The 25,059-nt window shown below is 69.1% G+C and carries 22 protein-coding genes; 9 read left to right on the plus strand and 13 right to left on the minus strand.

All coding sequences use genetic code 11. From position 1 onward, the window contains the following. Nucleotides 1–33 precede the first annotated feature (33 nt). From ACIQLD_RS10365 to ACIQLD_RS10395, 7 genes are all read right to left on the minus strand, one after another. Nucleotides 34–1,002 (minus strand): tripartite tricarboxylate transporter substrate binding protein, encoded by a 969-nt coding sequence (locus ACIQLD_RS10365; protein WP_402607931.1) that lies wholly within the window; start codon nucleotides 1,000–1,002, stop codon nucleotides 34–36. 181 nt (nucleotides 1,003–1,183) lie between these two features. Beyond that, the gene (locus ACIQLD_RS10370; protein WP_402607932.1) at nucleotides 1,184–1,846 is read right to left on the minus strand and encodes a GntR family transcriptional regulator; all 663 of its coding nucleotides are present in this window, start codon (nucleotides 1,844–1,846) and stop codon (nucleotides 1,184–1,186) included. A 52-nt stretch (nucleotides 1,847–1,898) separates the two neighbouring features. Beyond that, nucleotides 1,899–2,312, minus strand: coding sequence for a heat shock protein transcriptional repressor HspR (locus ACIQLD_RS10375; protein ID WP_402608521.1), 414 nt, complete (start codon nucleotides 2,310–2,312; stop codon nucleotides 1,899–1,901). Between the two features lie 40 nt (nucleotides 2,313–2,352). After that, the gene (locus tag ACIQLD_RS10380) at nucleotides 2,353–3,336 is read right to left on the minus strand and encodes a DnaJ C-terminal domain-containing protein (RefSeq protein ID WP_402607933.1); all 984 of its coding nucleotides are present in this window, start codon (nucleotides 3,334–3,336) and stop codon (nucleotides 2,353–2,355) included. Between the two features lie 7 nt (nucleotides 3,337–3,343). Continuing rightward, a complete protein-coding gene (locus ACIQLD_RS10385; RefSeq protein WP_402607934.1) occupies nucleotides 3,344–4,000 on the minus strand; it encodes a nucleotide exchange factor GrpE in 657 nt (218 codons plus the stop codon). A 2-nt stretch (nucleotides 4,001–4,002) separates the two neighbouring features. Further along, entirely contained in the window at nucleotides 4,003–5,868 is a 1,866-nt protein-coding gene (gene dnaK, locus ACIQLD_RS10390; protein ID WP_055866321.1) for a molecular chaperone DnaK, read from the minus strand. Between the two features lie 180 nt (nucleotides 5,869–6,048). Next, nucleotides 6,049–7,371: a DUF222 domain-containing protein gene (locus tag ACIQLD_RS10395; protein ID WP_402607935.1), complete on the minus strand. Its 1,323-nt coding sequence runs from the start codon at nucleotides 7,369–7,371 to the stop codon at nucleotides 6,049–6,051. A 170-nt stretch (nucleotides 7,372–7,541) separates the two neighbouring features. Here ACIQLD_RS10395 and ACIQLD_RS10400 point away from each other — a divergent pair, with 170 nt between their 5' ends. The 3 genes from ACIQLD_RS10400 (at nucleotide 7,542) to ACIQLD_RS10410 (ending at nucleotide 10,160) form a co-directional block, all read left to right on the plus strand. After that, the gene (locus tag ACIQLD_RS10400; protein ID WP_402607936.1) at nucleotides 7,542–8,357 is read left to right on the plus strand and encodes a MerR family transcriptional regulator; all 816 of its coding nucleotides are present in this window, start codon (nucleotides 7,542–7,544) and stop codon (nucleotides 8,355–8,357) included. Nucleotides 8,358–8,462: 105 nt separating this feature from the next. Continuing rightward, a complete protein-coding gene (locus ACIQLD_RS10405; protein WP_402607937.1) occupies nucleotides 8,463–9,413 on the plus strand; it encodes an NAD(P)/FAD-dependent oxidoreductase in 951 nt (316 codons plus the stop codon). 87 nt (nucleotides 9,414–9,500) lie between these two features. Then, nucleotides 9,501–10,160, plus strand: coding sequence for a hypothetical protein (locus ACIQLD_RS10410; protein WP_402607938.1), 660 nt, complete (start codon nucleotides 9,501–9,503; stop codon nucleotides 10,158–10,160). Between the two features lie 25 nt (nucleotides 10,161–10,185). Here the strand turns inward: ACIQLD_RS10410 and ACIQLD_RS10415 are convergent, their stop codons facing one another. Then, nucleotides 10,186–10,647 (minus strand): DUF3817 domain-containing protein, encoded by a 462-nt coding sequence (locus ACIQLD_RS10415; protein WP_402607939.1) that lies wholly within the window; start codon nucleotides 10,645–10,647, stop codon nucleotides 10,186–10,188. Nucleotides 10,648–10,791: 144 nt separating this feature from the next. On the opposite strand from ACIQLD_RS10415, the gene ACIQLD_RS10420 reads away from it, so the two are divergent. Next, nucleotides 10,792–11,736, plus strand: coding sequence for a helix-turn-helix domain-containing protein (locus ACIQLD_RS10420; protein ID WP_402607940.1), 945 nt, complete (start codon nucleotides 10,792–10,794; stop codon nucleotides 11,734–11,736). 46 nt (nucleotides 11,737–11,782) lie between these two features. On the opposite strand, the gene ACIQLD_RS10425 is transcribed toward ACIQLD_RS10420, so the two are convergent. Then, nucleotides 11,783–12,979, minus strand: coding sequence for an MFS transporter (locus ACIQLD_RS10425; protein ID WP_402607941.1), 1,197 nt, complete (start codon nucleotides 12,977–12,979; stop codon nucleotides 11,783–11,785). A gap of 115 nt (nucleotides 12,980–13,094) precedes the next feature. Between ACIQLD_RS10425 and ACIQLD_RS10430 the strand changes: the two genes are divergently transcribed. Further along, entirely contained in the window at nucleotides 13,095–14,204 is a 1,110-nt protein-coding gene (locus tag ACIQLD_RS10430) for a hypothetical protein (RefSeq protein ID WP_402607942.1), read from the plus strand. 204 nt (nucleotides 14,205–14,408) lie between these two features. Continuing rightward, nucleotides 14,409–15,431: a serine protein kinase RIO gene (locus ACIQLD_RS10435; RefSeq protein ID WP_402607943.1), complete on the plus strand. Its 1,023-nt coding sequence runs from the start codon at nucleotides 14,409–14,411 to the stop codon at nucleotides 15,429–15,431. Nucleotides 15,432–15,719: 288 nt separating this feature from the next. On the opposite strand, the gene speB is transcribed toward ACIQLD_RS10435, so the two are convergent. Genes speB through ACIQLD_RS10455 form a run of 4 tightly spaced genes read right to left on the minus strand, consistent with a single transcriptional unit; the run spans nucleotide 15,720 to nucleotide 21,405 of the window. Continuing rightward, a complete protein-coding gene (speB, locus tag ACIQLD_RS10440; RefSeq protein WP_402607944.1) occupies nucleotides 15,720–16,667 on the minus strand; it encodes an agmatinase in 948 nt (315 codons plus the stop codon). 46 nt (nucleotides 16,668–16,713) lie between these two features. Beyond that, nucleotides 16,714–18,330: a thiamine pyrophosphate-binding protein gene (locus ACIQLD_RS10445; protein ID WP_402607945.1), complete on the minus strand. Its 1,617-nt coding sequence runs from the start codon at nucleotides 18,328–18,330 to the stop codon at nucleotides 16,714–16,716. A 10-nt stretch (nucleotides 18,331–18,340) separates the two neighbouring features. After that, on the minus strand, nucleotides 18,341–20,008 hold the full coding sequence (locus tag ACIQLD_RS10450; protein WP_402607946.1) for an amidohydrolase: 1,668 nt from the start codon (nucleotides 20,006–20,008) through the stop codon (nucleotides 18,341–18,343). 59 nt (nucleotides 20,009–20,067) lie between these two features. Continuing rightward, nucleotides 20,068–21,405, minus strand: a complete 1,338-nt coding sequence (locus ACIQLD_RS10455; protein WP_113681436.1) for an MFS transporter — start codon at nucleotides 21,403–21,405, stop codon at nucleotides 20,068–20,070. Nucleotides 21,406–21,615: 210 nt separating this feature from the next. Here ACIQLD_RS10455 and ACIQLD_RS10460 point away from each other — a divergent pair, with 210 nt between their 5' ends. From ACIQLD_RS10460 to ACIQLD_RS10470, 3 genes are all read left to right on the plus strand, one after another. Further along, nucleotides 21,616–22,524 carry an Lrp/AsnC family transcriptional regulator gene (locus tag ACIQLD_RS10460; RefSeq protein ID WP_402607947.1) on the plus strand — a complete coding sequence of 303 codons (909 nt, stop codon included), beginning with the start codon at nucleotides 21,616–21,618 and terminating at the stop codon, nucleotides 22,522–22,524. 155 nt (nucleotides 22,525–22,679) lie between these two features. Next, nucleotides 22,680–24,086: an MFS transporter gene (locus tag ACIQLD_RS10465; protein ID WP_402607948.1), complete on the plus strand. Its 1,407-nt coding sequence runs from the start codon at nucleotides 22,680–22,682 to the stop codon at nucleotides 24,084–24,086. Nucleotides 24,087–24,120: 34 nt separating this feature from the next. Further along, nucleotides 24,121–25,038 carry a cation diffusion facilitator family transporter gene (locus tag ACIQLD_RS10470; RefSeq protein ID WP_402607949.1) on the plus strand — a complete coding sequence of 306 codons (918 nt, stop codon included), beginning with the start codon at nucleotides 24,121–24,123 and terminating at the stop codon, nucleotides 25,036–25,038. Nucleotides 25,039–25,059 lie beyond the last annotated feature (21 nt).

Here is a 25,059-nt window from a genome sequence, read left to right on the forward strand (position 1 = left end):
GCCCGGCCCCGCAGCGTTCGCCACGCGGACTTCTCAGCCCAGGAGGTCCTTGAACAGGTCGAACTGCTCGCCGACGAACGTGGTCCACTCGGCGGAGTCGCGGTACACGACCAGGTTTCCGGCATCGGCCTGGAACTTCTGGTAGTTGTCGGATTCGACGGCCTCCTTGACGGCGGCTTCGAGCGTGGTCTTGACGTCGTCCGGGAGCCCCTTGGGGGCGTAGATGCCTCCCCAACCGCCGAAGATCACGTCTTCGCCGATGGCCTCTTCGACCGTCTCGACGTCTTCCGCGTCGGGGTGGCGCACGTCGTTCATCACAGCCAGGATGCGCACGGCCTCGCCCTGAGCCAGGGCTTCGCCGAGGCCGGAGACGGCGGCGACGGTCTCGCCCGACGCGGCGGCCGCGACGGCTGTCGCACCGCCGTCGTAGGGCACCGGGGTGAAGACCGCGTCGGTCGCATCGCCGAGCCCGATGGTCGCCGCCTCCCAGATGGACCCGGCGCCGGAGTTGGCGACCGTCACGGCACCGGACTTCGCCTGGGCGACAAGGTCTTCCAGGGTCTCGATGCCGCTGTTCGCGCCGACCGTGACCACGCCGGGGGCGAGCATGATCTGGCCGAGCAGATCGAAGTCGTCCGGCAGCACGTTGGCGCTCTGGGTGGTGTTCAGCATCGCGATCTCGACGGGTGCGAATCCGATGACGTAGCCGTCGGGATCCTGCGCGCCGACATACTCCATCGCGAGAGCCCCCGCGGCTCCCGGCATGTTCTCGGGGATGACGCTGACGCCGAGGATCTTCTCCAGCTCCGTGGCGAGCGCGCGCGACGAGAGGTCGGATCCTCCGCCGGGGTTGGCCTGGATGATGAGCCGGATGTCGTTCTCGGGGAACGCCGATCCGGCGTCCTCGCCCTCTTCGACCTTGGTGCAGGCCGAGACGATGAGAGCGGTGGCTGCGAGGGCGGCGATCGCGGCGGCCGCCCGGGTGATGCGCTTGCGGGGCATCTTTGCTCCTCTACGTGGGTCGACCTTGTTGTCGACTCCCCGACCGTAGCAGTGTTGACTGTTAACAGTCAACACTGTGGGGATAGCTATCGGTCGCTCCGGTCGCAGTTTCGGCCGTCTCCCGAGCGCGCAGGCGACCGAAACTGCGACCGGAACGGCCAGGACGGACGGATGTCCTCCGTCAGGCGCGGTCGGCGATCTCGGCGAGCATGCGCTCGCGGGCGCCGTCCAAGTGCTCGGACAGCACTTCGGCCGCCTGCGCCGGGGTGCCGGTGCGCATCACGTCCATGAGCTTGACGTGGTCGCCGGACGACTCGTGCAGATCCTCGTCGTGGTTGATCGTGACCTCGAGCAGCGCCGTGAACGTCGGGAGGTACTGATTCCACGCACCCTCGAGGCGCGGGTGGTCGGCGAGCGCATAGATCTGCGAGTGGAATTCGAGGTCGGCCGCCACGAAGGCCGCGTGATCACCGGCATCCGCCGCCGCGCCCATGCGACCGACGGCTGCCGCCATCGCCGTCCAACGCTCATCGTCATCGACGCGCATCGCGCGGGAGAGGGCGAGCTGCTCGAGGGCCCCGCGCAGGCTGTACAACTGATCGACGTCGTCACGAGTGAGTCCGACGATGTAGACCCCGCGCGGACGCTGCACCTCGACGAGCTTCTCGAAGCTCAGCTGGGTGAGAGCGTCGCGCACCGGGCCGCGGCTGACCGAGAACTCTTCAGCGAGCGCCTCTTCGGTGATGCGGGCCCCGGGGGCGAGCTCACCGCGCACGATGCGCTGGCGGAGCACCCGCGCCACCTGGGCGCCGAGGGACTCTCCACGCGTGACGGTCTGCGTCATGGTGACCTCCTGTTAACAGTTGACAGGATACACACGACTCGTCGCGAGCGACCTACGCGCTCCCGCGCGGGTCCCAGAGCACGACTTCGGTCGAGCGCCGAAGGCGGCGACCTGTCGGCATGGGCACGACGCCAGCAGAGCCGGCGGCGAACACACGCACTCCCGGACGGCTCTCGCGCTCGGTGCGCAGAGCGCTCTCGAGCACGGTGATGCGGTTGCGCAGCGCCCTGTTCTCGTCTTCGAGGTCGAGCAGACGCGCGATCGCGGGAAGGCTCACACCCTCGGAGGAGAGCTGGGCGACCTCGCGCAGCTGCTCGATGTTTCGGCTGGAGTAGCGACGCGACCCGCCCGAGGTGCGGCCGGGGACGACCAGTCCGATGCGGTCGTACTGCCGCAGCGTCTGCGGGTGGAGACCGGAGAGCTCGGCGGCGGCCGCGATCGCGAACACCGGGGTGTCAGCGTTCATCATGAACGCCTCCGCCCCCGGTGCTCGCTTCGACGGCCGGTCATCGCCGTGCCTTCGCCATGAGCTCGGCCCGCGGGTTCTCCGTGGGCTCCAGCTCCTGGAACTTCTCCAGTGCCGCCCGTGCGGCTTCGTCGAGGTGCGTGGGCACCGCGACCTGAAGCTCGGCGAGCAGATCGCCCGTGCCCTTCGAGGTCGTGACGCCGCGGCCCTTGACCCGCAGCACCCGCCCGGAGGGGGTGCCGGGTGCGACGCGGAGCTTGACCACATCGCCGCCGAGTGTGGGAACCTCGATGGTCGCACCGAGGGTCGCCTCGGTGAAGGTCACCGGCACCACGACGCGCAGGTTGAGACCGTCGCGCGTGAAGACCGGGTGCGGGCGCACCGCGATCTGCACCACGATGTCGCCGCTCTCTCCGCCGTCGGGCGACGGACGACCGCGGCCGCGCAGACGGATCTTCTGACCATCGGCGACGCCCGCGGGGATCTTCACCTTGAAAGGCTTGCCGTCTTCGCCCTGCAGCGAGATGGTCTCGCCCTGCACGGCCGTGACGAAGTCGAGCGTGGTGCGCGCGGTGACGTCGGCCCCGCGCTGCGGACCGCCGAAGCCACGGTAGCCGCCGCTCGGCTGGCCGAAGCGACCGTTGCCGAAGCTCGCGCCCTGACCCTGGTTGAACATCGCGAAGATGTCCTCGAAGTCCGCCGACTGCCCGCGGCCCTGCTGGCCGAACCGGCTGAACACGTCTTCGAAGCCGCCGGCGCCCTGACCGCCCGCCGTGAAGCGGGCGCCGGAGCCCATGGCGCGGATCTCGTCGTATTCCTTGCGCTGGTCGGCGTCGGAGAGCACCGAGTAGGCCTCGCTGATCTCCTTGAACTTCGCCTCGGCCTTGGCGTCACCCTGATTGGAGTCCGGGTGATACTTGCGCGCGAGCTTGCGATACGTCTTCTTCAGGTCCGCATCGCTGACGTCCTTGGAGACCCCGAGGGTCTTGTAGAAGTCCTTGTCGAACCAATCCTGGCTGGCCATCGATCACCTACCCTTCCGGGACAGCGACGACGACCTTCGCGGGACGCAGCTCGACATCGCCGAGGCGGTAGCCCACCTCGACGACCTCCAGCACGGTGGTCTTCTCGGCGCCGGGAGTCGGCTGCTGGAAGATGGCCTCGTGACGCTGGGGGTCGAACTCCTCGCCCTTCTCGCCGTACGCGACCACTCCGAGACGCTCCACGACCAGCCGCACCTTGTCGGCGATCACGGCGAAGGGCGTGCCCTCCACGAGATCGCCGTGCTGGGCGGCGCGGTCGAGGTCGTCGAGCACGGGGATGAGGCCCTTGGCGGCCTCGCCCTTCGCGCGTTCGATCTCGACCTGGCGCTGGTCCTCGGTACGACGACGGTAGTTGGCGTACTCGGCCTGGAGGCGCTTGAGGTCGTTCAGCAGCGTGGACTCGAGGTCGGCGAGCACGGCGTCTTCCGCCGCGGCCTCGCCGGTCTGCGTCGCTCCGAGGATGTCGTCGACCGTGAGGTCGTCGGGGGCGCCGTCGACGGGGGTCTCGTCCGACCCCTCGGCAGCCTTCGCCTCGGTGGAGTCCGGGTTCTGCGGCGCGGGGCCGGACGCCTGAGCGTCCGACCCCTCGCTGCGACCTTCGGCGGACTCAGGAAACTGGTTCTCGTCGAAGTTCTTGTCCGTCATGATTACTTCTTCTCGTCCTCGTCGTCGACGACCTCGGCGTCGATGACGTCTTCCTCGGAGGAGGGAGCGTCTCCGGCCGGAGCCTCGCCGTCAGCCGAAGCGCCGGCAGCGGCATCCGCCTGCGAGGAGGCGTAGATGGCTTCGCCGAGCTTGGACTGCGACTGGTTGAGCTTGTCGAACGCGGTCTTCACGGCCTCGTCGTCTTCGCCGGCCAGCGCCGTCTTGAGCGCGTCGACGTCGGCCTTGACCTCGGTCTTCACGTCTTCGGGCAGCTTGTCGTCGTTCTCGGTGATCAGCTTGTCGATCGAGTACGCGAGCGTCTCGGCCTGGTTGCGGACCTCGGCGGCCTCACGACGCGCCTTGTCCTCAGCTGCGTGCTCCTCGGCCTCGCGCACCATGCGCTCGATGTCTTCCTTCGACAGCGAAGAGCCGCCGGAGATGACGATCGACTTCTCGGTACCGGTGCCCTTGTCCTTGGCGGACACGTGCACGATGCCGTTGGCGTCGATGTCGAAGGTGACCTCGATCTGCGGGATGCCACGGGGCGCCGGTGCGATACCCGTCAGCTCGAACGTGCCGAGCGGCTTGTTGTCGCGCGTGAAGTCACGCTCGCCCTGGAAGACCTGGATCGCGACGGACGGCTGGTTGTCGTCTGCCGTGGTGAAGGTCTCGCTGCGCTTGGTCGGGATGGCCGTGTTGCGCTCGATGAGCTTGGTCATCATGCCGCCCTTGGTCTCGATGCCGAGGCTGAGGGGGGTGACGTCGATGAGGAGAACGTCCTTGCGCTCACCCTTGAGGACACCGGCCTGGAGAGCCGCGCCGACGGCGACGACCTCATCCGGGTTGACGCCCTTGTTCGCGTCCTTGCCGGTCTCGCGCTTGACGAGCTCGGCGACCGCAGGCATACGCGTCGATCCACCGACGAGCACGATGTGGTCGATCTCGGACACCTTGATACCGGCTTCGCGGATGACATCCTCGAACGGCTTCTTGGTGCGGTCGAGCAGGTCCTTCGTGAGGTCCTCGAACTTCGCGCGGGTGATGGTCTCGGAAAGCGACACCGGGCCGGACTCGGTCAGCGACAGGTACGGCAGGTTGATGCTGGTGGAGGTCGAGGAGGAGAGTTCCTTCTTCGCCTGCTCCGCAGCCTCCTTGAGACGCTGCAGGGCGATCTTGTCACCCGAGACGTCGACGCCCGTGGTCTCCTTGAACTGCTTGATCAGGTAGTCGACGAGACGCTGGTCCCAGTCGTCTCCACCGAGGCGGTTGTCACCGGCGGTCGAGCGCACCTGGATCGTGGAGAAGTCGTCGTCCTTGCCCACCTCGAGCAGCGAGACGTCGAAGGTTCCGCCACCCAGGTCGAAGACCAGGATGAGCTCGTCTTCCTTGCCCTTGTCGAGGCCGTAGGCCAGAGCGGCCGCGGTCGGCTCGTTGATGATGCGCAGGACGTTGAGGCCCGAGATCTCGCCGGCCTCCTTGGTGGCCTGACGCTCGGCGTCGTTGAAGTACGCGGGGACGGTGATGACCGCGTCGGTCACCGTGTCACCCAGGTACGCCTCGGCGTCGCGCTTGAGCTTCATGAGGATGCGCGCGGAGATCTCCTGCGGCGTCCACTTCTTGCCGTCGACGTCGAAGCTCCAGTCGGTGCCCATGTGGCGCTTGACGGAAGCGATCGTCCGGTCGACGTTGGTGACGGCCTGGCGCTTCGCGGTCTCACCGACGAGCACCTCCCCGTCTTTGGTGAAGGCCACGACCGAGGGGGTCGTGCGGAAGCCCTCGGCGTTGGCGATGACCTTGGGCTCGCCACCCTCGAGGACGCTGACGACGGAGTTGGTGGTTCCGAGGTCGATACCGACAGCACGTGCCATGTGTTCTCTCCTTTGTTGGAAGTTCGTTGTGGTTCGGAAATCTGCGGCGATCAGGAAAACCTGAGTCGCGATGACTCAAGTGTAACGAGAGGCCCCGGAGGTGTCAAATGAACTTGATATGAACTGGCTCAACTTTACCCGGAGCCCTCCGGTGCGCTCTCCGGCCGGCGGCGCCCCCGCTCAGAACGGCGCGGCCTCGTGATCGTCGGTGAACGCGGCCTCGTGATCGTCGGTGAAGGTGACCGTGTGCTGTGACGGCGGCCGGTCGATGTAGACGTTGCCGGTCGGGCTCGTCCAGGCATAGACCCCCGCCCCTAGGGGCTCGACTGCCCACGGCGAATGATGTTTGAGTGAATGGTGTCGGCGGCACAGGTGGCCGAGATTCGATTCGTCGGTGGATCCCCCGAGCGCCGCATCGTGATGATGATCGATGTCGCAGTCGGTGGACGCGTACCCGCAGGTGGGAAATCGGCATCTTCGGTCTCTGGCGCCCAGATGTCGCTTCAGCTCCGCACCGGGGCGGTAGCGGTCGACCGCGAGGAGCGATCCGGTGATCGGGTGGGTGAGGATGCGATCCCACCCGGATGCCGCCCCGGCGAGACGGCGGGCGGTCGCGGGATCGATCGGGGTGCGGCCGTTCAGCTCGGCCGGCGTCGCGTCGCCCGCGATCAGGGTCATGACGGGAACGGTGATCGATACCGTTCCACGGAGCGCCGCGAGGGGCCCCTCCGAGCCATCGTGCCCGACCGGAGCACCGGTGAGGAGCAGGTCGAGGGCGAGATCGGCGCGGAGCTGCGCGATCGTGCGCCGATCGGGCTCCGGGGACTCAGGCTCCGGGGATTCAGGCTCCGGGGGTTCGGGCTTCTGCACCGCCTTGGCCATCTGCGTCAGGCGATCGAAGACACCGTGGACGAGCGCCGATGGACCGAGCAGGCCGAGCTGCGTCATCCCGTCCCCGACGTCTTTCACCCATACGAGCCTCTTCTCCCTCGCGCCGAGGTGCCGCTCCTCCATCGATCGCGCCTGGAACCGCTCGGCCACCCGTCGTACCATCCGGCCCACTCGCGCCGGGGCCTCGGTCTCGGCGAAGGCAATCATCTGCGTCGCGTAGGCATCGCGACTCATCGGGTCGTCGAGGTGCTCGCCCGCCTCGCACACGACCCGGGCGTGCGCAGCACTGATGCGACCGGCGCCCTGCGCTTCCCAGACCATCGGGAAGCGCTCCACGACCCACGCCGCATCCGCCATCCGGCGCTGCATCGTCCGATCGCTCACGCGCAGGGCAGTGGCGAACTCAGCGGCCACGGTGCGCGCCGTCATCTCCCCATGATCGGGATGCTCCGCCTGCGCGGCGACCTCGAGCGCGAGCCGGGACCCGAGAGCGAGGATGCCGTCGCGGGCGGCCTGCAGGCTGCCGATCGTGCGCTCGACCTCGACGAGCATCTCGGTGAGCGCGGCGAGCGCACCCACCTGCTCGAGAGTCGCATCCGCCAGTGCCGTCATACCTTCAGCGAACCAGGAGCCACCGACATTTCAACCCCAGATCAGCCTGCGAAAACGATATGCCGGAATGTAGTCGGGGGCGTGCCGTACACCGTCGAGCGACTCCGCATCCGCCCTTCCCCCGACGCGATACTTGACTCTGACACAGTGGCAGACGGGAGAACTGAGACATGTTGTCCATCGGAGCGTTCGCGCAGATCGGTCAGGTGACCCACCGGATGCTCCGGCATTGGGACACCGCCGGTCTGCTCGTGCCCGCCCACGTGGACGAGTTCAGCGGCTACCGCTCCTACGATCCCTCGCAGCTGGAGAGACTGCACCGGATCGTCGCCCTGCGCCAGCTGGGCTTCGGGCTCGATGACATCTCGGCGATCCTCGAACGCGGTGTCGATGCCGAGCGCATCGCCGCCCTGTTGCGGATCCGTCGCGCCGAGGTCGAGCAGGAGCATCGGATCGCCGCGGCGAGACTCGTCGACGTGGAGAGGCGCCTCCACCTCATCGAGAGAGAGAAGCACATGTCCCGGATCGAGATCATCGACAAGCCCCTCCCCGCCGTCCGCCTCGCGGCCATCCGCACGGTCGTCGCCGACCAGCCCGCGGTCGCGGGGGTGGTCGGACCCTCCTTCGACGCCGTGGCGGAGATCATCGGCGACGCGCACTCCCTGTCCACCCCGATCGCCGAGTACGAGACGCTCGACGACGGCCTGCAGGTCATCGTCGGCTACGCGTACGCCGGCCCCGACCGCGACGGGTTCGAGATCATCGAGCTCCCCGCGGCTGACGCGGCCGTGTGCGGCATCCACCTCGGGTCGATGGCGCACATCGCCGAGAGCTGGCACGCGATCCACACCGAGATCCTCGCGCGTGGGCTGGTGCACGACGGCCCCTGCCGCGAGCTCTACGTGCGCGCTGTCTCCGACGACCAGTCCGACTGGGTCACCGAGCTGCAGCAGCCCGTCCGACAGAGCGGGGTCGCACCCAGCTGAACAGTGGCAGGATGAGAGTAAGGCGAGCCTTACCGGCCGCCCGGCGGTGTCGCCTCGGCAGACGCCGCGGCATGGATCCGTCCCTTTCTCGGAAGGACCATGCGGATGACTCCACCCGTGACGGGCGTGACGGAGCGCGCGCCCTACGACGTGCTCATCGTGGGCGGCGGACCCGCCGGGCTCTCCGCCGCGCTCAACCTCGGCCGTGCCCTCGCACGCGTGCTGGTCGTCGATGCCGATCGCCCTCGCAACGCGGCGACACTGCGATCGCACGGCTTCCTGACCCGCGACGGCATTCCGCCCCAGGAGCTGCGTCGCCTCGCCAGAGACGAGCTCGCTGCCTACCCGAACGTCGAGGTGAGATCGCGCACACGTGTCGCCGCGCTCCGAATGACGATCGGCGGGTTCGCGGCCGACATAGGGCGACGTGAGGCGGAGGCGACCGTGACCGCGCGCACCGTACTGCTGGCCACAGGTCTGCGCGAGACGCTCCCCGATGTGCCGAATCTGCGCGGCTATTACGGCATGAGCCTGTTCAGCTGCGCTGCCTGCGATGCGTGGGAACTGCAGGGCCGCCGACTCGCCCTGATCGGCGAGACCGCGGACATCGCGGATCGTGCCCGACTCATCGGACGTTGGACCGAGAGCCTCACCGTCTTCACCCACGGCGCGGACGTCGTGACCGCGGCAGAGGAGGCCGAGCTCGTCGCAGCCGGGATCGCCGTGCGTCGGGAACCCATCGCCGAGCTCGTGGGCGACCGAGGGCAGCTCGAAGCCATCCGCCTCGCCGACGGCACGGCGGTCGCCGTCGACGGTGGTTTCGTGCGACCCGAGTGGCAGAGCACACTGTCGTTCCTCGACGGGATGACGCCGGCGCTGGACGAATCCGGGCACCTGCGCACCGACCGCTCCGGTCGCACCGACGTGCCGGGCCTCTATGCCGCGGGGGACGCCGCGGCACCGGGTCCGCAGCAGCTCATCGTGGCGGCAGGGGCCGGCGCTCGTGTGGCCGCGGTCATGGTGCACGACTCGATCGGCGTCGCCACCGCCCATTGACGCCGCCCGCCGAAACGGCCCACTGACGGGGAGCGAGCCGGGGTGCGAACGGGGCAGGAGTCGGGGTCCGGGGCTAGGCTGACCGGCATGACGCGCCCCTCCTCGATTCCCCTGCGCCTGGCCGCCACCGCCGTCGCCACGCTGGCCGTCCTGTCACTGAGCGGGTGCCTGTACGCGCAGATCCCTGCAGGCTCACCTTCTGACACCCCCGCACCGCCCGCGGAGACCGATGCACCGATCGACGGGTCGACCGGTTCGACGCTGACCTTCGCGGAGGGCCTCGACCTCACGAGCGACACCTATATCGAGTGGGGCGACGGACTCGTCGTCGACGACGGGTGGAAGATCGTCGCCCCCGACGACGGCAACGGCGGGTGGACCTACGGCACGGTCGACGGCACCTGCACCGCACGATTCTGGCAAGGCCACACGACCGATGTGCCGGTGGTGGCCGGAGACGACAGCGCATCGTCCGACGCGATCCTGGGAGTGCTGCTGCAGACCCCGACCGCCGACGTCACCCCGGTCGCGACCACCGGCGAGTTCAGTTACATGGCGGGCGGGAACGGCGGCGTCGAGACCCGCCAGGTCGTCGGCGTCGACGGCAGCCGCACCTGGCTCATGGCCGCGCGTGCCTTCACGCAGACAGGGGTGGGCCTGTATGTGATCGTGGACTGCACCGCCGGCGACGCAGAAGCGACGATGGCCGCGATCAACGAAGAGAACGCCGTCGTCGTCACGCCCTGAGCCCGCCGACACCGGGGCCGCGGACTCACTTGCCGCCGGGAGGCCCCACCAGCAGCAGGATGACGTACAGCGCGACGATGCCGACGACCAGCAGCAGCGCGAGAACCCACGGCCGCTGCAGGAACCAGCGCATCAGCCGGTCGTACCAGCGGCGATCGCGCGGGTCGTCCGTCGCCTCGAGACGCCAGTCCCCGGCGAGCCGACCGGTCCGGTGCAGCCAGATCTCGGTCGGGATCGTGGCGTACGGGATGACGGCGCTGGCGACGGCGAGCACGCCGACTCCGAGGTGCCAGCGCTGATTCAACGCGACCAGGATCGCCGTCGCCGCGTAAGCCAGGAAGACGAAACCGTGGATGCCACCACCCACCGTCACCACGATGCCCGGGGCGCCGACGGCGCGGGCGATGATCGCGGCGATCAGAATCGTCCAGGTGATCGCCTCCGCGATCGCGAGAACTCGGAACAAGCGGTCGGGGGTGCGAAACACGGTACTCCTCGGGTGGGGTCCTTCCACCGTATCCGGCGGTCATCCCCGTCGACTCCATCGAATGGTTGAGTTCCCCACGGGACCATGCGGCCCTTTCTCGCGTATCGAAGAATTCGCCGTCGAAGACTCCGACGGCGGAATAGCATGCCGCGCCGCGACGTTGCCGAAGGCATGGTGACAGTGGATGCGGACGCGCTCTCGAACGTGCTCGGCGCCGTCGACCTCCGCGTCGGCATCGGCCGACGCACGACGCTCCCGACGGGAGGGCTGCTGCCCATCCCGGCCGACGCCATCACCCTCGTGTATGTCGTGGAGGGCGCCATTCAGGGGCACCCACCACTCGGAGACGGCTGCCGTCTCGATGTCGAAACGGGCGCACGGCGCCTCGCCGTCGACGCGAAACCCCGCCATGACGTGCTGGTGGCGGGAGACGCCTTCCTGACCGTGGGCCGCTCGGCGTTCGTCCTCGAAGCCGAGAACGACACGAGCCTCATGATCGCCGACATCGAACTCGCGGATGCGGCGTCGCCGCTGCCCGCGTTGCTGCCGCCCTTCCTCACCGTCACCGGGTTCGACTCCCTGGAGCCGGCCGCCGCGGCCCTCGCCCTGAACATGGGTGTGGTCGATCACACTCTGAAACCCGCACGCCAGGGTGACCCCATCATCTGCCGCATGATGGCGACGACGGTGCTGCTGTCCGTCATCCGCGCCTGGGCCGCGAACGGCTGCGCCCCGACGGGCTGGCCGTCGCTGTCGAACGATCCGTTCCTCGACCGCGTCGTCGATGCCATTCGCGAGGAGCCCGGCCGCGACTGGACGGTGGAACGTCTCGCCGGCATCGGAGCCATGTCTCGCTCCACGTTCGCCGAGCGGTTCCGCAGCGCCGTCGGCCGCTCGCCCGCCGACTACGTGACCGAAGTGCGTGTCGATGCGGCCAAGCGGATGCTCGACGCCGGGCGGAGCGTCTCGGACATCTCCCGCGAGCTCGGCTACGCCTCGGATGAGGGGTTCAGCCGGGCGTTCCGACGCCGCACCGGGCAGACCCCCTCGTCCTGGCGGCTCGCGAGCCGCACGCCGATCCCGGCCTGAGAGATCCCCGCCAGAGGGATCCCGGCCAGAGGGATCCAGGAACCGCTCAGGCCCTGCTGCTGACGCGGTTCGAGGCGCCGAAGAGCACCGCGCCTGCGAGCAGCGAGATGGCGCCGATCACGTAGACCAGCTCGACGTTCAAGGTGTCGACGAGCAGTCCGCCGATACCGGCCGCGAGCGTGATCGCCCCCTGGAAGCCCACCACGACGAGGCTGCCGCCGGCTTCGAGCCGATCAGGCATGCGGTGCCCGACCCAGGTGTTGGCGACGATCAGCCAGGACGAGAAGAAGAAGCCCCACACCAGCACGACGATGCCGACGCCGATGATCGACCCCGAGAACAGGATCATCGAGATGACGGACACCGCGATCACCAGCGGCGCGAACACCGCGAAGAAGGCGAACGTGCGGTCGATGACGAGGCCGATCGTGATGTTGCCGAGCAGGCCGCCGACACCGAAGAGCGCGAGCAGCACGACGATGGTCGAGGCATCGACCTCCGGGATCCGCTCCAGCGCGAGACGTACGTACGTGTAGGCGAGGAAGTGCCCGAGCACGACGAGCACGTGCCCGACCATGCCGAGACCGATGCCGGGACGGCGCAGGGTGTCGACGAGCAGACGCAGGCTCGATGCCCGTTCCGCCGGCACCGACGGCAGCGCGAACCGCAGGACGACCGCGAGCACGACCATCAGCACACCCGCGATGGCGAAGACCATCCGCCAATCGACGAGCTCGCTCAGCATGACCCCGAGCGGCACGCCCGCCACGGTCGCCAGCGAGACGCCGGCCGAGGTGAACATCACACCGCGGCCGAGGTTCGCCGGTCCCGCGAGTCGTGCGGCGACCGTGATCGACATCGCCCAGAACGCGCTGATCGCCGCCCCGAGCAGGAAGCGCGCCAGCAGCACGATGATCAGGTTCGGCGCGATCGCCACGATCAGGTTCGACACCGCGGCGGCGAGCGCCATCCACACCAGCAGCGACCGGCGGTCGAGGCGCGGGAAGATGAGCCCGACCGTCGGCGCGACCACGAGTCCGACCAGCGCGGTCACGGTCACGGTCTGTCCGGCCTGACCCGGCGTGACCCCGAGCCCGTCGGCCATCTCGGTGAGCACCCCGTTGGGGAGGAACTCGGCGGTGACCAGCAGGAAGCCCATCAGCATCAGCACGATCAGCCCGCCGTAGCGGATGCGGGACACCGCAGAGGACGGCAGGGTGGGAACGGGGGCGGTCGTGGTCATGGTTCCACCTTCGCAGGGTGCCGATGCCGTCGCCCGACCGGTCGTCCGCGGCACCCGACCATTCGTCCGGAGCACGATTCATAGATCTCCCAGTCGGCTCGACCAGGCTGAGCACATGCGCCTCACCCGCCGAGCCGGAGCCTCCCTCCTCGCTCTGACGGCTGCGACCGTGCTCCTCGCCGCATGCACGCCGCCGCCCGTGCCTCCGGGCCCGGACGACTGGACGCTCGAACCCCTCGCGATCGACACGCACGTGATCACTCAGCCCAGGCTCGCGCCGCCCGGCGGAACCGCACAGACCACAGACACGGGAGCGGGAGCTCTCGCCGACGTCTCCTTCAGCATGACGCTGCTCGCGTCGGATAGCGCCGGCCGGTTCTGGGCGGCATCCGCCGGGTCCTTCCTGCATGTGGGGAAGGACGGCGAGACACTCGCCCGCTTCACCGGAGAGCACGACGACCGTCTCTCGCAGGTCATCGCGATGGCATCATCGTCGCCCGATGAGCTGGTCGTGGCCCGCGCGGGGACTGCACCGGCGATCGCGGTTCTCGACACCAGAACGATGACCATGCACGACGTGCCGGATACCGCGGCCGGTGGTGGCGATTCCGCGCTCTTCCAGTTCGTCGACGTCGCCACCCACGACAGCGACGCGATCGTCGCCCACGTTCGACCCGAGCGTCTCGGCTATCTGATGCTCGAGATCCTCCGCATCGATCTCATGGACGGCACCCGGACGTTGCTGCACGCCGAGCCCATCGAACTGAGCGAAGCTCCCCAGGCTTTTTCCGATGTACCCCCGGTTCGCCTCGACGTCGACGCGGAAGGCGCCATCCACCTCGCTGTGCCATCGGCGCGGGTCGTGCTGAACCCCGACGGGACCGAGCGCACACGCACTGCGCAGTCCGCGAACTTCCCGCAGGTGGCCGTCCGCCCGGACGGGACGGCGCTGTGGTGGGGAGGAGAGTCTGCGCGGGCGCGGGCCACGTCCGAGATCGTGGGCGGATCTCCCGAGGCTCGAGAGGCGATCGAGAAACGTTCGACATGCGACGAATTCTTCCGAACAGACGCGCTGCGGCTGAGCGTGGACGGCGCCGAGCACCCGCTGCCCTTCCTGTGCGGAGTGAACAACGCGGTCTGGATCGGCTCGGCGTGGGTCGTCTCCGCGGGAGGCGAAGCCGACGGCGTGCTCGTGCGGGTCACGCCGCCGACGTCGCTCGACTGAAACGCTCGGGCGAGCGACCGCGGGTCTGGACAACTGCGCCGCGCACACCCTAGGCTCGACGACGCACCGGGACGAGCCCGGGAAGCCGAGCGGAAGGAGCCGAGGACATGAACACCGTCTTTGTCGCGCTCTCCGCCGACCATCTTCCCTTCGAGGCCGCCCGCTCCTGATCGCGGTGTGGCCTCCTGCTCCCGGAGCCACATCTTGTCTGATCTCTTCGCTTCTTCGGAAGCCGCGTCCTCGGACGCAACCCCCGACAGCCCCTCCTTCGATGCTTCCTCCTTCGATCCCCCTGCTTCTGACGCCCCGTCCTTCGACGGGTCCACCTTCGACGCTTCGCCCTTCGACGCTTCGTCCTTCGATGCTTCGCCCTTCGACGCCCCGTCCTTCGATGCCACGTCCTTCGACGCCCTCGAAACCGAGCTCTCCTTCGCCGACGTCGATCCCGGCGAGGGCCAGCGCTGGTCCACGTGGCCGGCGATCACCCCCTCCGAACGCGGCCCAGAACCCTGGCCGGCGTGGGTGGTGACCTCGGCCGGGGCGCTCGACACCGAACGCGGCATCCTCAAGACCGGCAAGGAGGCTGACGTGTTCCTGCTCGAACGCGCAGTGCCGGGCGATCCGACCCAGCACACCCTGCTGGCGGCGAAGCGCTACCGCAGCGCCGAGCACCGCAGCTTCCACCGGTCATCCGTCTACACCGAGGGCCGCAGCACCCGGAACACCCGAGATGCACGCGCCCTCGCCAAGAAGTCCGACCACGGTCGCGAGGTGGCCGCCGCACAATGGTCGTTCGCCGAGTTCGAGGCCCTCTGCCGTATGTGGGAGCTCGGCGCACCGGTTCCCTATCCCGTGCAGGTGAACGGCACCGAGGTACTGATGGAGTTCCTCGGCGACGCCGACGGCACGGCCGCGCCCCGCCTGGCCCAGGTGCGCGCAGACCGCGCCGAGCTGCAGGGCTACTACGCACAGGTCGTCGACCTGATGCGGACCTTCGCGGCGGCGGGCTTCGCCCACGGCGACCTCTCGGCCTACAACCTGCTCGTGCACGAGGGGCGCGTGCGGGTGATCGACCTGCCGCAGATCGTCGACATCATCGCCAATCCCCAGGGGCTCGACCTGCTGCACCGCGACTGCGTCAACATCTGCGACTGGTTCACCCGCCGCCGCGTCGACTGCGACGCCGAGGAGCTGTTCGCCGAGCTGCTCGCGGCGTCGTACACGTGAGGTGTCGCCTCCGGGAGGTGTCGCCTCCGGGAGGTGTCGCCTCCGGGAGGTTCCGGTCGCATCCGGGAGGTTCCGGTGGCATCCGGGAGGTTCCGGTCGCATCCGGGAGGTCCCGGTCGCAGTTGTTGCCGCCCGGCGGCGTGCGGCGCGGCAGGAACTGCGACCGGAGCCAGCGGGACGGATGCGGCGCGGCAGGAACTGCGACCGGAGCCAGCGGGACGGATGCGGCGCGGCAGCAACTGCGACCGGAACCGGCCGGCGGATCGGAGGGGCGGGACGGACTCGACGTCAGGCGGCGAGGCGGGCGGCCAGCAGCGTCACGAGCTCGTAGACCACGTGGCTCGCGGCGATGCCGGTCATCTGTGCATGGTCGTAGGCGGGCGAGACCTCGACCACGTCCGCCCCGACGATGCTCTGCGATTTCAGGGCGCGCAGGATCCGCAGCAGCTCGCGACTGGTGAGCCCGCCGGCTTCGGGGGTGCCGGTGCCGGGCGCGTGCGCGGGGTCGAGCACGTCGATGTCGATCGACACGTACAGCGGCTTGTCGCCGATACGCTGCAGGATGCGGGCGATGCCGGCCTCGACCCCGTGCTCCTCGATGTACTCGCTCGACACGATCGAGAAGCCCAGGCGCTCGTCGTCCTCGAGGTCCTGCTTCGAGTACAGCGGTCCGCGAGTGCCCACGTGGCAGCTGGCGGTGAGGTCGATCAGTCCCTCCTCGCTCGCCCGGCGGAAGGGGGTGCCGTGCGTGATGGGAGCCCCGAAGTAGGTGTCCCACGTATCGAGGTGCGCGTCGAAGTGCAGCACCGCGACCGGGCCATGCTTCGCGGCCACCGCCCGCAGCAACGGCAGAGCCACCGTGTGGTCGCCGCCGATCGTGACGATGCGCTGCACCTGCTCGCCGAGTGCCAGTGCGGCACGCTCGACTTCGGTCACGGCCTCGGTCAGATCGAACGGGTTGACCGGGATGTCACCGGCATCCACGACCTGCGCGATAGCGAACGGCGACACATCCTGCGCGGGGTTGTACGGCCGCAGCAGTCGCGACGACTCGCGCACGTGCGAGGGCCCGAATCGCGTGCCCGGCCGGTAGCTGACGCCGGAGTCGAAGGGGATGCCGACGACCGCGATGTCCGCACGGGGCACGTCTTCGATCCGCGGCAACCGCGCGAACGTCGCGATGCCGGAGTAGCGGGGGTTCACGGACGCGTCGATCGGGCCCACGTTCTCGGTCATTGCTCGTTCCTGTTCATTCGGGGAGGTCTGGAGGGTCGGTGTGGAGTCAGAGGGCGTTCTGCGGGATGTGCACCAGCTGCACTCCCCCGTCGTCGATCGCGGCGCGGATGCTCGACGCGATGTCGTCGCGCCGTTCAACCCGACGGCCGGTCGCCCCGAAGGCCGTGGCGAGCGCCGCCCAGTCGGGCTGCACCAGGTCGACGCCGATCGGGACCATCCCCCGGTCGACCTCGTTCTGCCGGATCTCGGCATACCCGCCGTTGTCGACGCACACGATCGTGACGTCGAGGCGCTGCTCGACCGCGGTCACGAGCTCGTTCACACAGAACATCAGGGCGCCGTCGCCGATCACGGTCACAACCGGGTGCGCGGTCTGCGCGACCCGTGCGCCGATCGCGGCGGGCAGGCCGTAGCCGAGGGTCGCGTAGGTGGGCGTGTAGAGCAGGGAGTGCGGATGCTCGGACCGCAGCACGCTGCCGAGCGCCATGTACACGATCTGGGACGAGTCGCCCGCGACGATCGCGTCGTCGGGAAGAGCGTCGGCGATGATCTCGGCCAGGGCGACCGTCTCGGGTGCGGTCTCGCGCATCTCGACGGCGATCGCGGCGCGTTCGGCGGACAGATCGCGCGGCGGGCGGGCCTCGGCGGGGAGGGACGTCAGCAGGGCCTCCAGAACGGCAGCCGCGTCACCTGTGAGCCCCACGGTCGCGACGAGGTTCTTGTCACGCTGCGCGGGCGAGATGTCGATGCGGATTACGGTTCCGCTGGCTTCGAGTCGCGGCGCCCACAGCTCGGCCTCACCCAGCTTCGAACCGACCACGAGCAGCACGTCGGCGCCTTCCGCGACGGTGCGGGCGGCGGCCAGACGCAGGTTCGAGCCGAGCGAGAGCGCATGCCGTTCGTCGACGACGCCCTTGCCGTTCAGCGTGGTCAGCACCGGGGCGCCGAGTCGCTCGGCGAGGGTAGTGACCTCGTGCGCGGCATCCACCGCTCCGCCACCGGCGACGATCACCGGGTTCTCCGCGGCGGCGAGCAGGCGTGCCGCCTCGGCGAGCGCTGTCGGCTCCCCCGAGACCCGCACCGGGACCGGACGCGGCTGCCGCGCCTCGGCGGAGACATCAGCCGGAGCCTCCAGCACGTCGAGCGGGATCTCGATGTGCACAGGACGGGGACGACCGGTGCGGAACAGCGTGAAGGCGTCGTGCACGGCATCGACGGCCTCGGCCGCGCTCGTCACCCGGCGCGACCACTCTGCGATCGCGCCGACCATGGCCGTCGCGTCCTTCGTCTCGTGCAGCGTCCCCACGTCGGCGAACTCCGCGCCGAGCGGCACTCCCGGTGAGAGCACGATGAGCGGCCGCGATTCGCAGAACGCCGTGCCGATCGCGCTCATGGCGTTCTGGAGGCCGGGGCCCGAGGTGGTGATGACGACGCCGGGGAGGCCGGTCTGCTGCGCCCAGCCGTCGGCACCGTATCCGGATCCCTGCTCGTGGCGGTTCGTCACCGCGCGGATGCCGAGGTCGGCGAGCGGCCGGTAGAACTCGAGGTTGTGGGTGCCGGGGATGCCGAAGATCGCGGTCACGCCGTAGGCGCGGATCGTCTCCAGCACGGCTCGCCCTGCGGTGTCGGCGTACTGCTCCGCCGTCGTGGTTTCGGTGCTCATCGTGTCATCCTCACACCTGGTGACGGCGCGTGCCGTCGACCCAGGTCTCGCGCACCGTGATCGCCGAGATCTCCTCCGCCGGAACAGTCAGCGGGTCGCCGGAGAGCACCGCGAAGTCGGCGTACTTGCCGACCTCGAGCGACCCCAGGTCGTCTTCGCGGCCGATCGACACGGCGCCCTCGATCGTGTGGGCGCGGAGGGCTGCGAGCGCGGAGACGCGCAGGTCGTCCGGCCCGAGCTTGTGTCCACGCCGCGTGACGCGGGTCACCGCGGTCTGGATGGCCTCGAGCGGGATGGGCTCGGCGACGGGAGCATCCGACGAGATGGTGAACGGCACACCCGCGCGCTCGAACTCGCCCAGCGGGTTGAAGCGCTCGCCCGGGGTGCCGATGGCCTCTTCGACCCCCTCGCCCCAGTTGAAGTAGTGCTGGGTCTGGTTGACGGGACGGATGCCGGAGACGGCCATCCGCTCGATCTGCTCGGGCGTCGGCAGGCCGCAGTGCTCGATGCGGTGGCGGGCGTCGGCATCCGGATGCTCTGCGAGTGCGGCCTCGATCGCCGACACGACCATCTCGATCGCGGTAGGCGACTGGGCGTGCGTGGCGGTCTGGAGTCCTGCCGCATGCGCCTTGCGGATGAGCCCCGCGTACTCGGCGGGCTCGTGGTACAGCTGGCCCGTGCGGCACGGGTCGCCCACGTAGCCGTCGGGGAAGTACGCGGTCCAGCCGCCGAGCGTGCCGTCGGCGTAGAACTTGATGCCCGCGAAGCTGAGGTGCGCGTTGCCGAACTGTCCGACCAGGCCCATCTCGAGCGCCTCGTCGAGCAGGTGCGACAGCAGGTACATCGACACCCGCAGCTCGAGGCGTCCGGCCTCGGCGAGGCGCAGGTACATGTCGAACTCCCGACGCGTGACCTGGGCGTCGCCGATCGAGGTGACCCCGCCGGCGAGGAAACGCTGGGTCGCCGCATCCAACTGGCGCAGGTGCTCCTCGGGCTCGTCGGCGAGGTGGAAGTTCGGACCGTGGTGACCGATCTTCACGCCATGCACACCGGTGAGGATGTTGCATGCGGCATCCGACAGCTCTCCGGTCAGCTCGCCGTCCGCGTCGCGGAAGAACTCGCCACCGTCGGGGTTCGGGGTGTCGCGGTCGACGCCGTTGATCGTGAGGGTGTGGGAGTTCACGACGCCGCCGTGGCCCGACGCATTCATGAGGTACACCTCACGGTCGGCGGCGACCTCGTCGAGCTCGAAGCGGGTGGGATGCCGCTTCTCGGCGAGGTTGCGCTGCTCGTAGCCGTAGCCGCGCACCGGGCGCCCCGCGGGCAGGTCTGCGGCCGCGGCCTTCAGCAGGGCCACGATCTCGGGGATGCTGCCGGCCTTCTCGGGCCCGCAGTCGACCCAGCTCATCATCTGCCCGAACATGAGCGGATGCGCGTGGGCGTCGACGAACCCGGGGACCACGACCGCGTCTCCGAGGTCGATGCGCTCCGGAGAGAGCCCACCCCGCTCGGCCGCGGCCTCGCACTCGGCGGGGGTGCCGATCGCGAGGATCCGCCCGCGATCGGTCAGCATCGCCGTGGCGATGGTGGCCGCGGCATCCGCCGTGTGGATCGCGTGCGCGGTCAGCAGGACGGGTGCCGTCTGGGCCGAGCGGTCGAAGGGGGTGAGCTTTCTCATGGGGAACCTGTTCGCGGTCGTGGCGTGCGGGAGGGGACGTCGTCGGGGTCGGTGCGCCGTCAGGGCAGGCGGTTCGCCGTCGTGTCCGTGCGTGCGGTGAAGGACGCCGTCACGGGTGCCTCGTCGGAGTGCTGCGGCGCGAGCCGCGTGCAGATCCCGGCGATGAGCGCCATGCCGATGAACATCGCGATCACCGACCAGATGCTGCCGGTCCAGGCGATGAGCTGCGTCGCGAACCAGGGCGAGAAACCGGCCCAGACAGCCGCACCCACGCCGTACGACAGCGCGATCGAGGTGTAGCGGGCCTGCGGACGGAACATCTGCGAGAGCAGTGCGGCGATCGGCGCATAGGTCGCGCTCATCGCGATGCGCACCAACGAGGCGAACAGGAAGATGAGCGGCTCGATGCGTCCGGGCAGGATCAGCAGGAACGGCACGAACGTGAGCACCGAGGTGATCAGGCCGATGTACATGACGTTCTTGCGGCCCCACTTGTCGCCCAGCCAGGCGACGGGGAGGGTCACCACGAACTCCACGAAGGAGGCGATCGTCATGGCGTCGAGGATGACCTGCTCACTGATCGCGACCGTGTCGCCGGTGGCGTAGGCCGTGGCGAACGTGGTGGCCAGGTAGTAGCCGCCGGTCGAGATCGGCAGGATGCCGATGCCGAGCAGGATCGGACGCCAATTGGTGCGCAGTGCGAAGGCCAGCGGCATCGACTGCTTGCGCCCCTCGACCTTCGCCTCGAAGACCGGGGTCTCCTCGACGCGGTAGCGCACCCAGAAGCCGACGCCGACCAGCACGATCGACAGCAGGAACGGGATGCGCCAGCCGCCGTTGATGATGAAGTCGTCGCCCATGCGGGTCATGATCGCGAAGATGCCGGAGGCCAGCAGGGCACCGGCCGGGTTGCCGAGCTGTGTGAAGCCGCCGTAGAAGGTCTTGGACTTCTCGGGGGCGTGCTCGACGCTCATGAGCACCGCACCGCCCCACTCGCCGCCGACCGCGAGACCCTGCACCGCACGGAGCAGGATCAGCAGGATCGGGGCGAGGATGCCGATGTTCTCGTACGTGGGCAGGCAGCCCACGAGCACCGTGGCCGCGCCCATCATCAGCAGCGTGATGACGAGCGATGTGCGCCGGCCGAGCTTGTCGCCGATGTGGCCGAAGATGATGCCGCCCAGCGGGCGGACGAGGAAGGCGACCGCGAAGGTCGCGAAGGCCGCTGCGGTCTCGGCCAGACGGTCGCCGCTCGGGAAGAACAGCGGACCGAAGACGAGCGCCGCGGCGGTCGCGTAGACGTAGAAGTCGTACCACTCGATGGTGGTGCCGACGAAGGCGGCGATGCCGGCGCGTCGGGCCCGGCTGTGGGTGCCGCTGGTGGGGGTAGTGGTCATGGGGGTGCCCGCTCCTTTGCGGAAGATGTCGGATAGCGAAGGATGCTACGGACGTGCGGCTCCGCCAGCAAGGGCAGAACTCCAGCAATAACAAGGATTCACTGAATATATGATCGCGCACCCGCACAATGCGCGCCTTCCCGATGGCAGACTCCTCTTCTACACTGAACTTGTGCGCGGCGAAGCGTGCGATCGCGGGAAACTGACGAAATGAACGGAACCATGGATTTCGACGCCGGACTCATCCGTGCACTGCAGGAAGACGGTCGCGCCAGCATCCTCTCGCTCGCCCAACGGCTCGGGCAGTCCCGTGCCGCGGTCGCCGCCCGGCTGCGCACCATGCTCGCCGACCGCACCGTGCGGGTCGTGGCCGCCGTCGACCCGGTCTTCCTCGGCCAGCACGTGCTCGCCCATGTCTCGATCCGCACCGACGGGTCGGTCGAGCTCGTGGCCGAGCATCTGCGCGACATGAGCGAGACCGTGCTGGTGTCGGCGGTCGGCGGGGCACACGATGTGGTCACCGAGGTGCGCGTCGGGTCGATGTCGGAGCTGCACGACCTGCTGGCCCTGATCCGCGCGATCGACGGGGTGCTCGACATCAGCACGATCATCTACTCGACCGTCATCAAGGGCTTCTTCGTCTCGGAATACCACGGCGGCGTCACGCTCGACACGATCGACGAGGCGCTGATCGAGCAACTGCAGACCGACGGGCGCAAGAGCTTCCGCGCGCTCGGCGACGAGGTGCGCCTCTCCCCCTCGGCCGTCGCGACGAGGGTGCAGCGAATGATCGACGCCGGGGTGATCAAGATCAGCGCGGTCGAGGCGCGCGGGCTCGCGCACCGGCAGTTGTCGATGGGGGTCGGCATGACGCTCGGCGACGACGACGAAGCCGTGATCGACGAGCTGCGACGCGGGCGCGGTGTCGACTTCGCCGCGCGCACGCTCGGTCGGTTCGACGCCGTGGCCACGCTGGTCGAGCCCTCGGCCGGGGCGCTGTATGCCAGCCTCGAGTGCCTGCGGGCGCTGCCGGGCGTGACGCGCATCGAGGCCTGGCTGCACCTCGCCGTGCTCAAGGAGGACTACGCCCGCACCCTCCGCCCCCTGCGCACGGACTGAGGCTCATCCCCCACCGCCCCTCCGTTCCGGTCGCAATTGCTGCCGCCTCCGGCGCGTTCGCGCGGCAGAAGCTGCGACCGGAACGAGCGTGGCCCCGGAACATCAGTACGGCGCGCCGTCACCGGGCGTTCACCGTGGGCCACCAGACTTCCAGCATGAGCGAACCCGAACCTCGCCACGACGTTCCCGAGCCCGTGGCGACGGCGAACAGCGGCGCCGTGGCCGTCGTCGGCCTCGACCTGCGCGGCGAGACATCGGCGCCGAAGAAGCAGGTCTACTCCTGGGCGCTGTGGGACTGGGCGACGCAGCCCTTCAACACCGTCATCCTGACCTTCATCTTCACAGCGCTGTACCTGACGACCGACGCGTTCCTCCCCGCGGGAGTCGCTGCGCTCGACCCGAAGAGCCAGGCGCACGAGGCAGCCATCGCGGATCTCACCTCGGGCCTGGGCCTCGGCTCGACCATCGCGGCCTTCGCGATCCTGCTCCTCGCGCCGGTCCTGGGTCAGCGTGCCGACGCCGCCGGACGGCAGAAGCTCTGGCTCGGCATCGGCACGGGCGCGCTCATCCTGTGCATGTTCGGACTCTGGTTCGTCGAGCCGGCACCCACACTCTTCTGGCTCGGCGTCGCACTCATCTCCGCCGGATCGGTGTTCGGCGAGATCGCGGCGGTCAATTCGAACGCCATGCTGATCGGCATCGCGAACCCCAAGACCGTCGGTCGCATCTCGGGACTCGGCTGGGGCTTCGGCTACCTGGGCGGCATCATCGCCCTGGTCATCGTGATCGTCTTCTACATGATGGACTGGTTCGGCCTCCCCTCCGACGGCGGCCTGCCGTTCCGCATCATCGCGGTCGGCTGCGCGATCTGGGCGATCGTGTTCAGCATCCCGATCTTCCTGAACGTGCCGGAGCCCTCGCTCGGCCGGCCGGAGCGCAAGGTCGGCTTCTTCGCTTCTTACCCGCTGCTCGTGAAAGACGTCATCGGCCTCTACCGCTCCCCGGACACGCGGCCGACGTTCTGGTTCCTGCTCGCGAGCGCCGTCTTCCGCGATGGGTTGGGCGGTGTCTTCGCGTTCGGAGCCGTGATCGGGTCGACGGTGTTCCACTTCGGGTTCCTCGACATCGTGATCTTCGGCATCGCCGCCAACCTCATCGCCGGCGTCTCCACGATCATCGCCGGACGCTTCGACGACCGGTTCGGGCCGAAGCGCATCATCCTGCTGTCGCTCGGCTCGATGGTGGTCGCCGGTCTCGGCGTGTTCTTCCTGCGCGACGGCGGCACCATCGTCTTCTGGATCGGCGGACTCATCCTCTGCGCCTTCGTCGGTCCCGCACAGGCCTCCGCCCGCTCCTTCCTCGCCCGGGTCACCCCGGCGGGACGCGAGGGCGAGATCTTCGGTCTGTACGCCACGACCGGTCGGGCCGCGAGCTGGATGGCCTCCGGCGCGTGGACGCTCCTGATCGTGCTCACCGCCCAGACGGCGTTCGGCATCCTGGGCATCGTGATCGTCCTGATCGCGGGCTTCCTGCTCCTGCTCCCGGTCAAGGCACCCCGCTGACGCCCGTGTCGCATGGCGGGAGTAGCCTGACCGCGTGACCGTGTTCCTCGCCTTCCTCGCCAACGTGCTCGTCGCGGTGGCGAAGACGATCGCCGCGATCATCACCTCATCGGCCTCGATGGTGGCCGAGGCGGCGCACTCCTGGGCGGATGCCGGCAACGAGGTCTTCCTCCTCATCGCCGACCGCCGAGGGGCGAAGGCGAAGGACGCACGGCATCCGCTCGGCTACGGGCGCAACGCGTTCGTATGGTCGTTGATCGCCGCGTTCGGGATCTTCACGGCCGGGTCGATCGTGTCGATCATGCACGGCATCCAGGAGCTCGCCGACACCGGTCCCGTCGAGAGCCCCCTGGTGGCCTACATCGTGCTGGGGATCTCGTTCGTGCTCGAGGGCGCGTCGTTCACCCAGGCGATGGTGAAGTCCCGCCGACTCGCGAAGGAGCGCGGTTCGTCGACCTGGGACTTCGTGCTGGAGACGAGCGACACCACGCTGCGGGCCGTGTTCTTCGAGGACTCGGCGGCGCTCATCGGCCTGGTCCTGGCGGCAGGCGCGATCCTCCTGCACCAGATCACCGGCGTCGCCGCCTGGGATGCCATCGGCTCGATCCTGGTCGGTGTGCTCCTCGGCGTGGTGGCGATCATCCTCATCCGCCGGAACATCGCCTTCCTCGTGGGCGCGACGGCCGCACCCGAGCTGCGGGCGCGTGTCGGGAGGGCTCTGCTCGGCCTGCCGCAGATCGAGCGGGTCACCTACCTGCACATCGAGTACGTGGGGCCGAACCGCCTCTTCATCGTCGCCGAGGTCGACCTGGCCGGCGATGCGCGCGAGCACGATGTGGCGCGGCGACTGCGCGAACTCGAGCAGCGGATCGAGGAGCACGAGGCGGTCGAGACCGCCGTGCTGTCGCTGTCGGTCGACGACGAGCCGTCGGCGGAGTTCGCTTCGGCTTAGGCAGACCCCGCAGCACAGGCC

The sequence above is a fragment of the Microbacterium sp. NPDC091662 genome (assembly GCF_044756705.1).
Taxonomy (GTDB): domain Bacteria; phylum Actinomycetota; class Actinomycetes; order Actinomycetales; family Microbacteriaceae; genus Microbacterium.

What these genes read in the sequence shown, in the direction of transcription:
- ACIQLD_RS10365 (WP_402607931.1), bottom strand. Translation starts at nt 1,002, where the DNA reads ATGCCCCGCAAGCGCATCACCCGGGCGGCCGCCGCGATCGCCGCCCTC.
- ACIQLD_RS10370 (WP_402607932.1), bottom strand. Translation starts at nt 1,846, where the DNA reads ATGACGCAGACCGTCACGCGTGGAGAGTCCCTCGGCGCCCAGGTGGCG.
- ACIQLD_RS10375 (WP_402608521.1), bottom strand. Translation starts at nt 2,312, where the DNA reads ATGAACGCTGACACCCCGGTGTTCGCGATCGCGGCCGCCGCCGAGCTC.
- ACIQLD_RS10380 (WP_402607933.1), bottom strand. Translation starts at nt 3,336, where the DNA reads ATGGCCAGCCAGGATTGGTTCGACAAGGACTTCTACAAGACCCTCGGG.
- ACIQLD_RS10385 (WP_402607934.1), bottom strand. Translation starts at nt 4,000, where the DNA reads ATGACGGACAAGAACTTCGACGAGAACCAGTTTCCTGAGTCCGCCGAA.
- dnaK (WP_055866321.1), bottom strand. Translation starts at nt 5,868, where the DNA reads ATGGCACGTGCTGTCGGTATCGACCTCGGAACCACCAACTCCGTCGTC.
- ACIQLD_RS10395 (WP_402607935.1), bottom strand. Translation starts at nt 7,371, where the DNA reads ATGACGGCACTGGCGGATGCGACTCTCGAGCAGGTGGGTGCGCTCGCC.
- ACIQLD_RS10400 (WP_402607936.1), top strand. Translation starts at nt 7,542, where the DNA reads ATGTTGTCCATCGGAGCGTTCGCGCAGATCGGTCAGGTGACCCACCGG.
- ACIQLD_RS10405 (WP_402607937.1), top strand. Translation starts at nt 8,463, where the DNA reads ATGACTCCACCCGTGACGGGCGTGACGGAGCGCGCGCCCTACGACGTG.
- ACIQLD_RS10410 (WP_402607938.1), top strand. Translation starts at nt 9,501, where the DNA reads ATGACGCGCCCCTCCTCGATTCCCCTGCGCCTGGCCGCCACCGCCGTC.
- ACIQLD_RS10420 (WP_402607940.1), top strand. Translation starts at nt 10,792, where the DNA reads ATGCCGCGCCGCGACGTTGCCGAAGGCATGGTGACAGTGGATGCGGAC.
- ACIQLD_RS10425 (WP_402607941.1), bottom strand. Translation starts at nt 12,979, where the DNA reads ATGACCACGACCGCCCCCGTTCCCACCCTGCCGTCCTCTGCGGTGTCC.
- ACIQLD_RS10430 (WP_402607942.1), top strand. Translation starts at nt 13,095, where the DNA reads ATGCGCCTCACCCGCCGAGCCGGAGCCTCCCTCCTCGCTCTGACGGCT.
- speB (WP_402607944.1), bottom strand. Translation starts at nt 16,667, where the DNA reads ATGACCGAGAACGTGGGCCCGATCGACGCGTCCGTGAACCCCCGCTAC.
- ACIQLD_RS10445 (WP_402607945.1), bottom strand. Translation starts at nt 18,330, where the DNA reads ATGAGCACCGAAACCACGACGGCGGAGCAGTACGCCGACACCGCAGGG.
- ACIQLD_RS10450 (WP_402607946.1), bottom strand. Translation starts at nt 20,008, where the DNA reads ATGAGAAAGCTCACCCCCTTCGACCGCTCGGCCCAGACGGCACCCGTC.
- ACIQLD_RS10455 (WP_113681436.1), bottom strand. Translation starts at nt 21,405, where the DNA reads ATGACCACTACCCCCACCAGCGGCACCCACAGCCGGGCCCGACGCGCC.
- ACIQLD_RS10460 (WP_402607947.1), top strand. Translation starts at nt 21,616, where the DNA reads ATGAACGGAACCATGGATTTCGACGCCGGACTCATCCGTGCACTGCAG.
- ACIQLD_RS10465 (WP_402607948.1), top strand. Translation starts at nt 22,680, where the DNA reads ATGAGCGAACCCGAACCTCGCCACGACGTTCCCGAGCCCGTGGCGACG.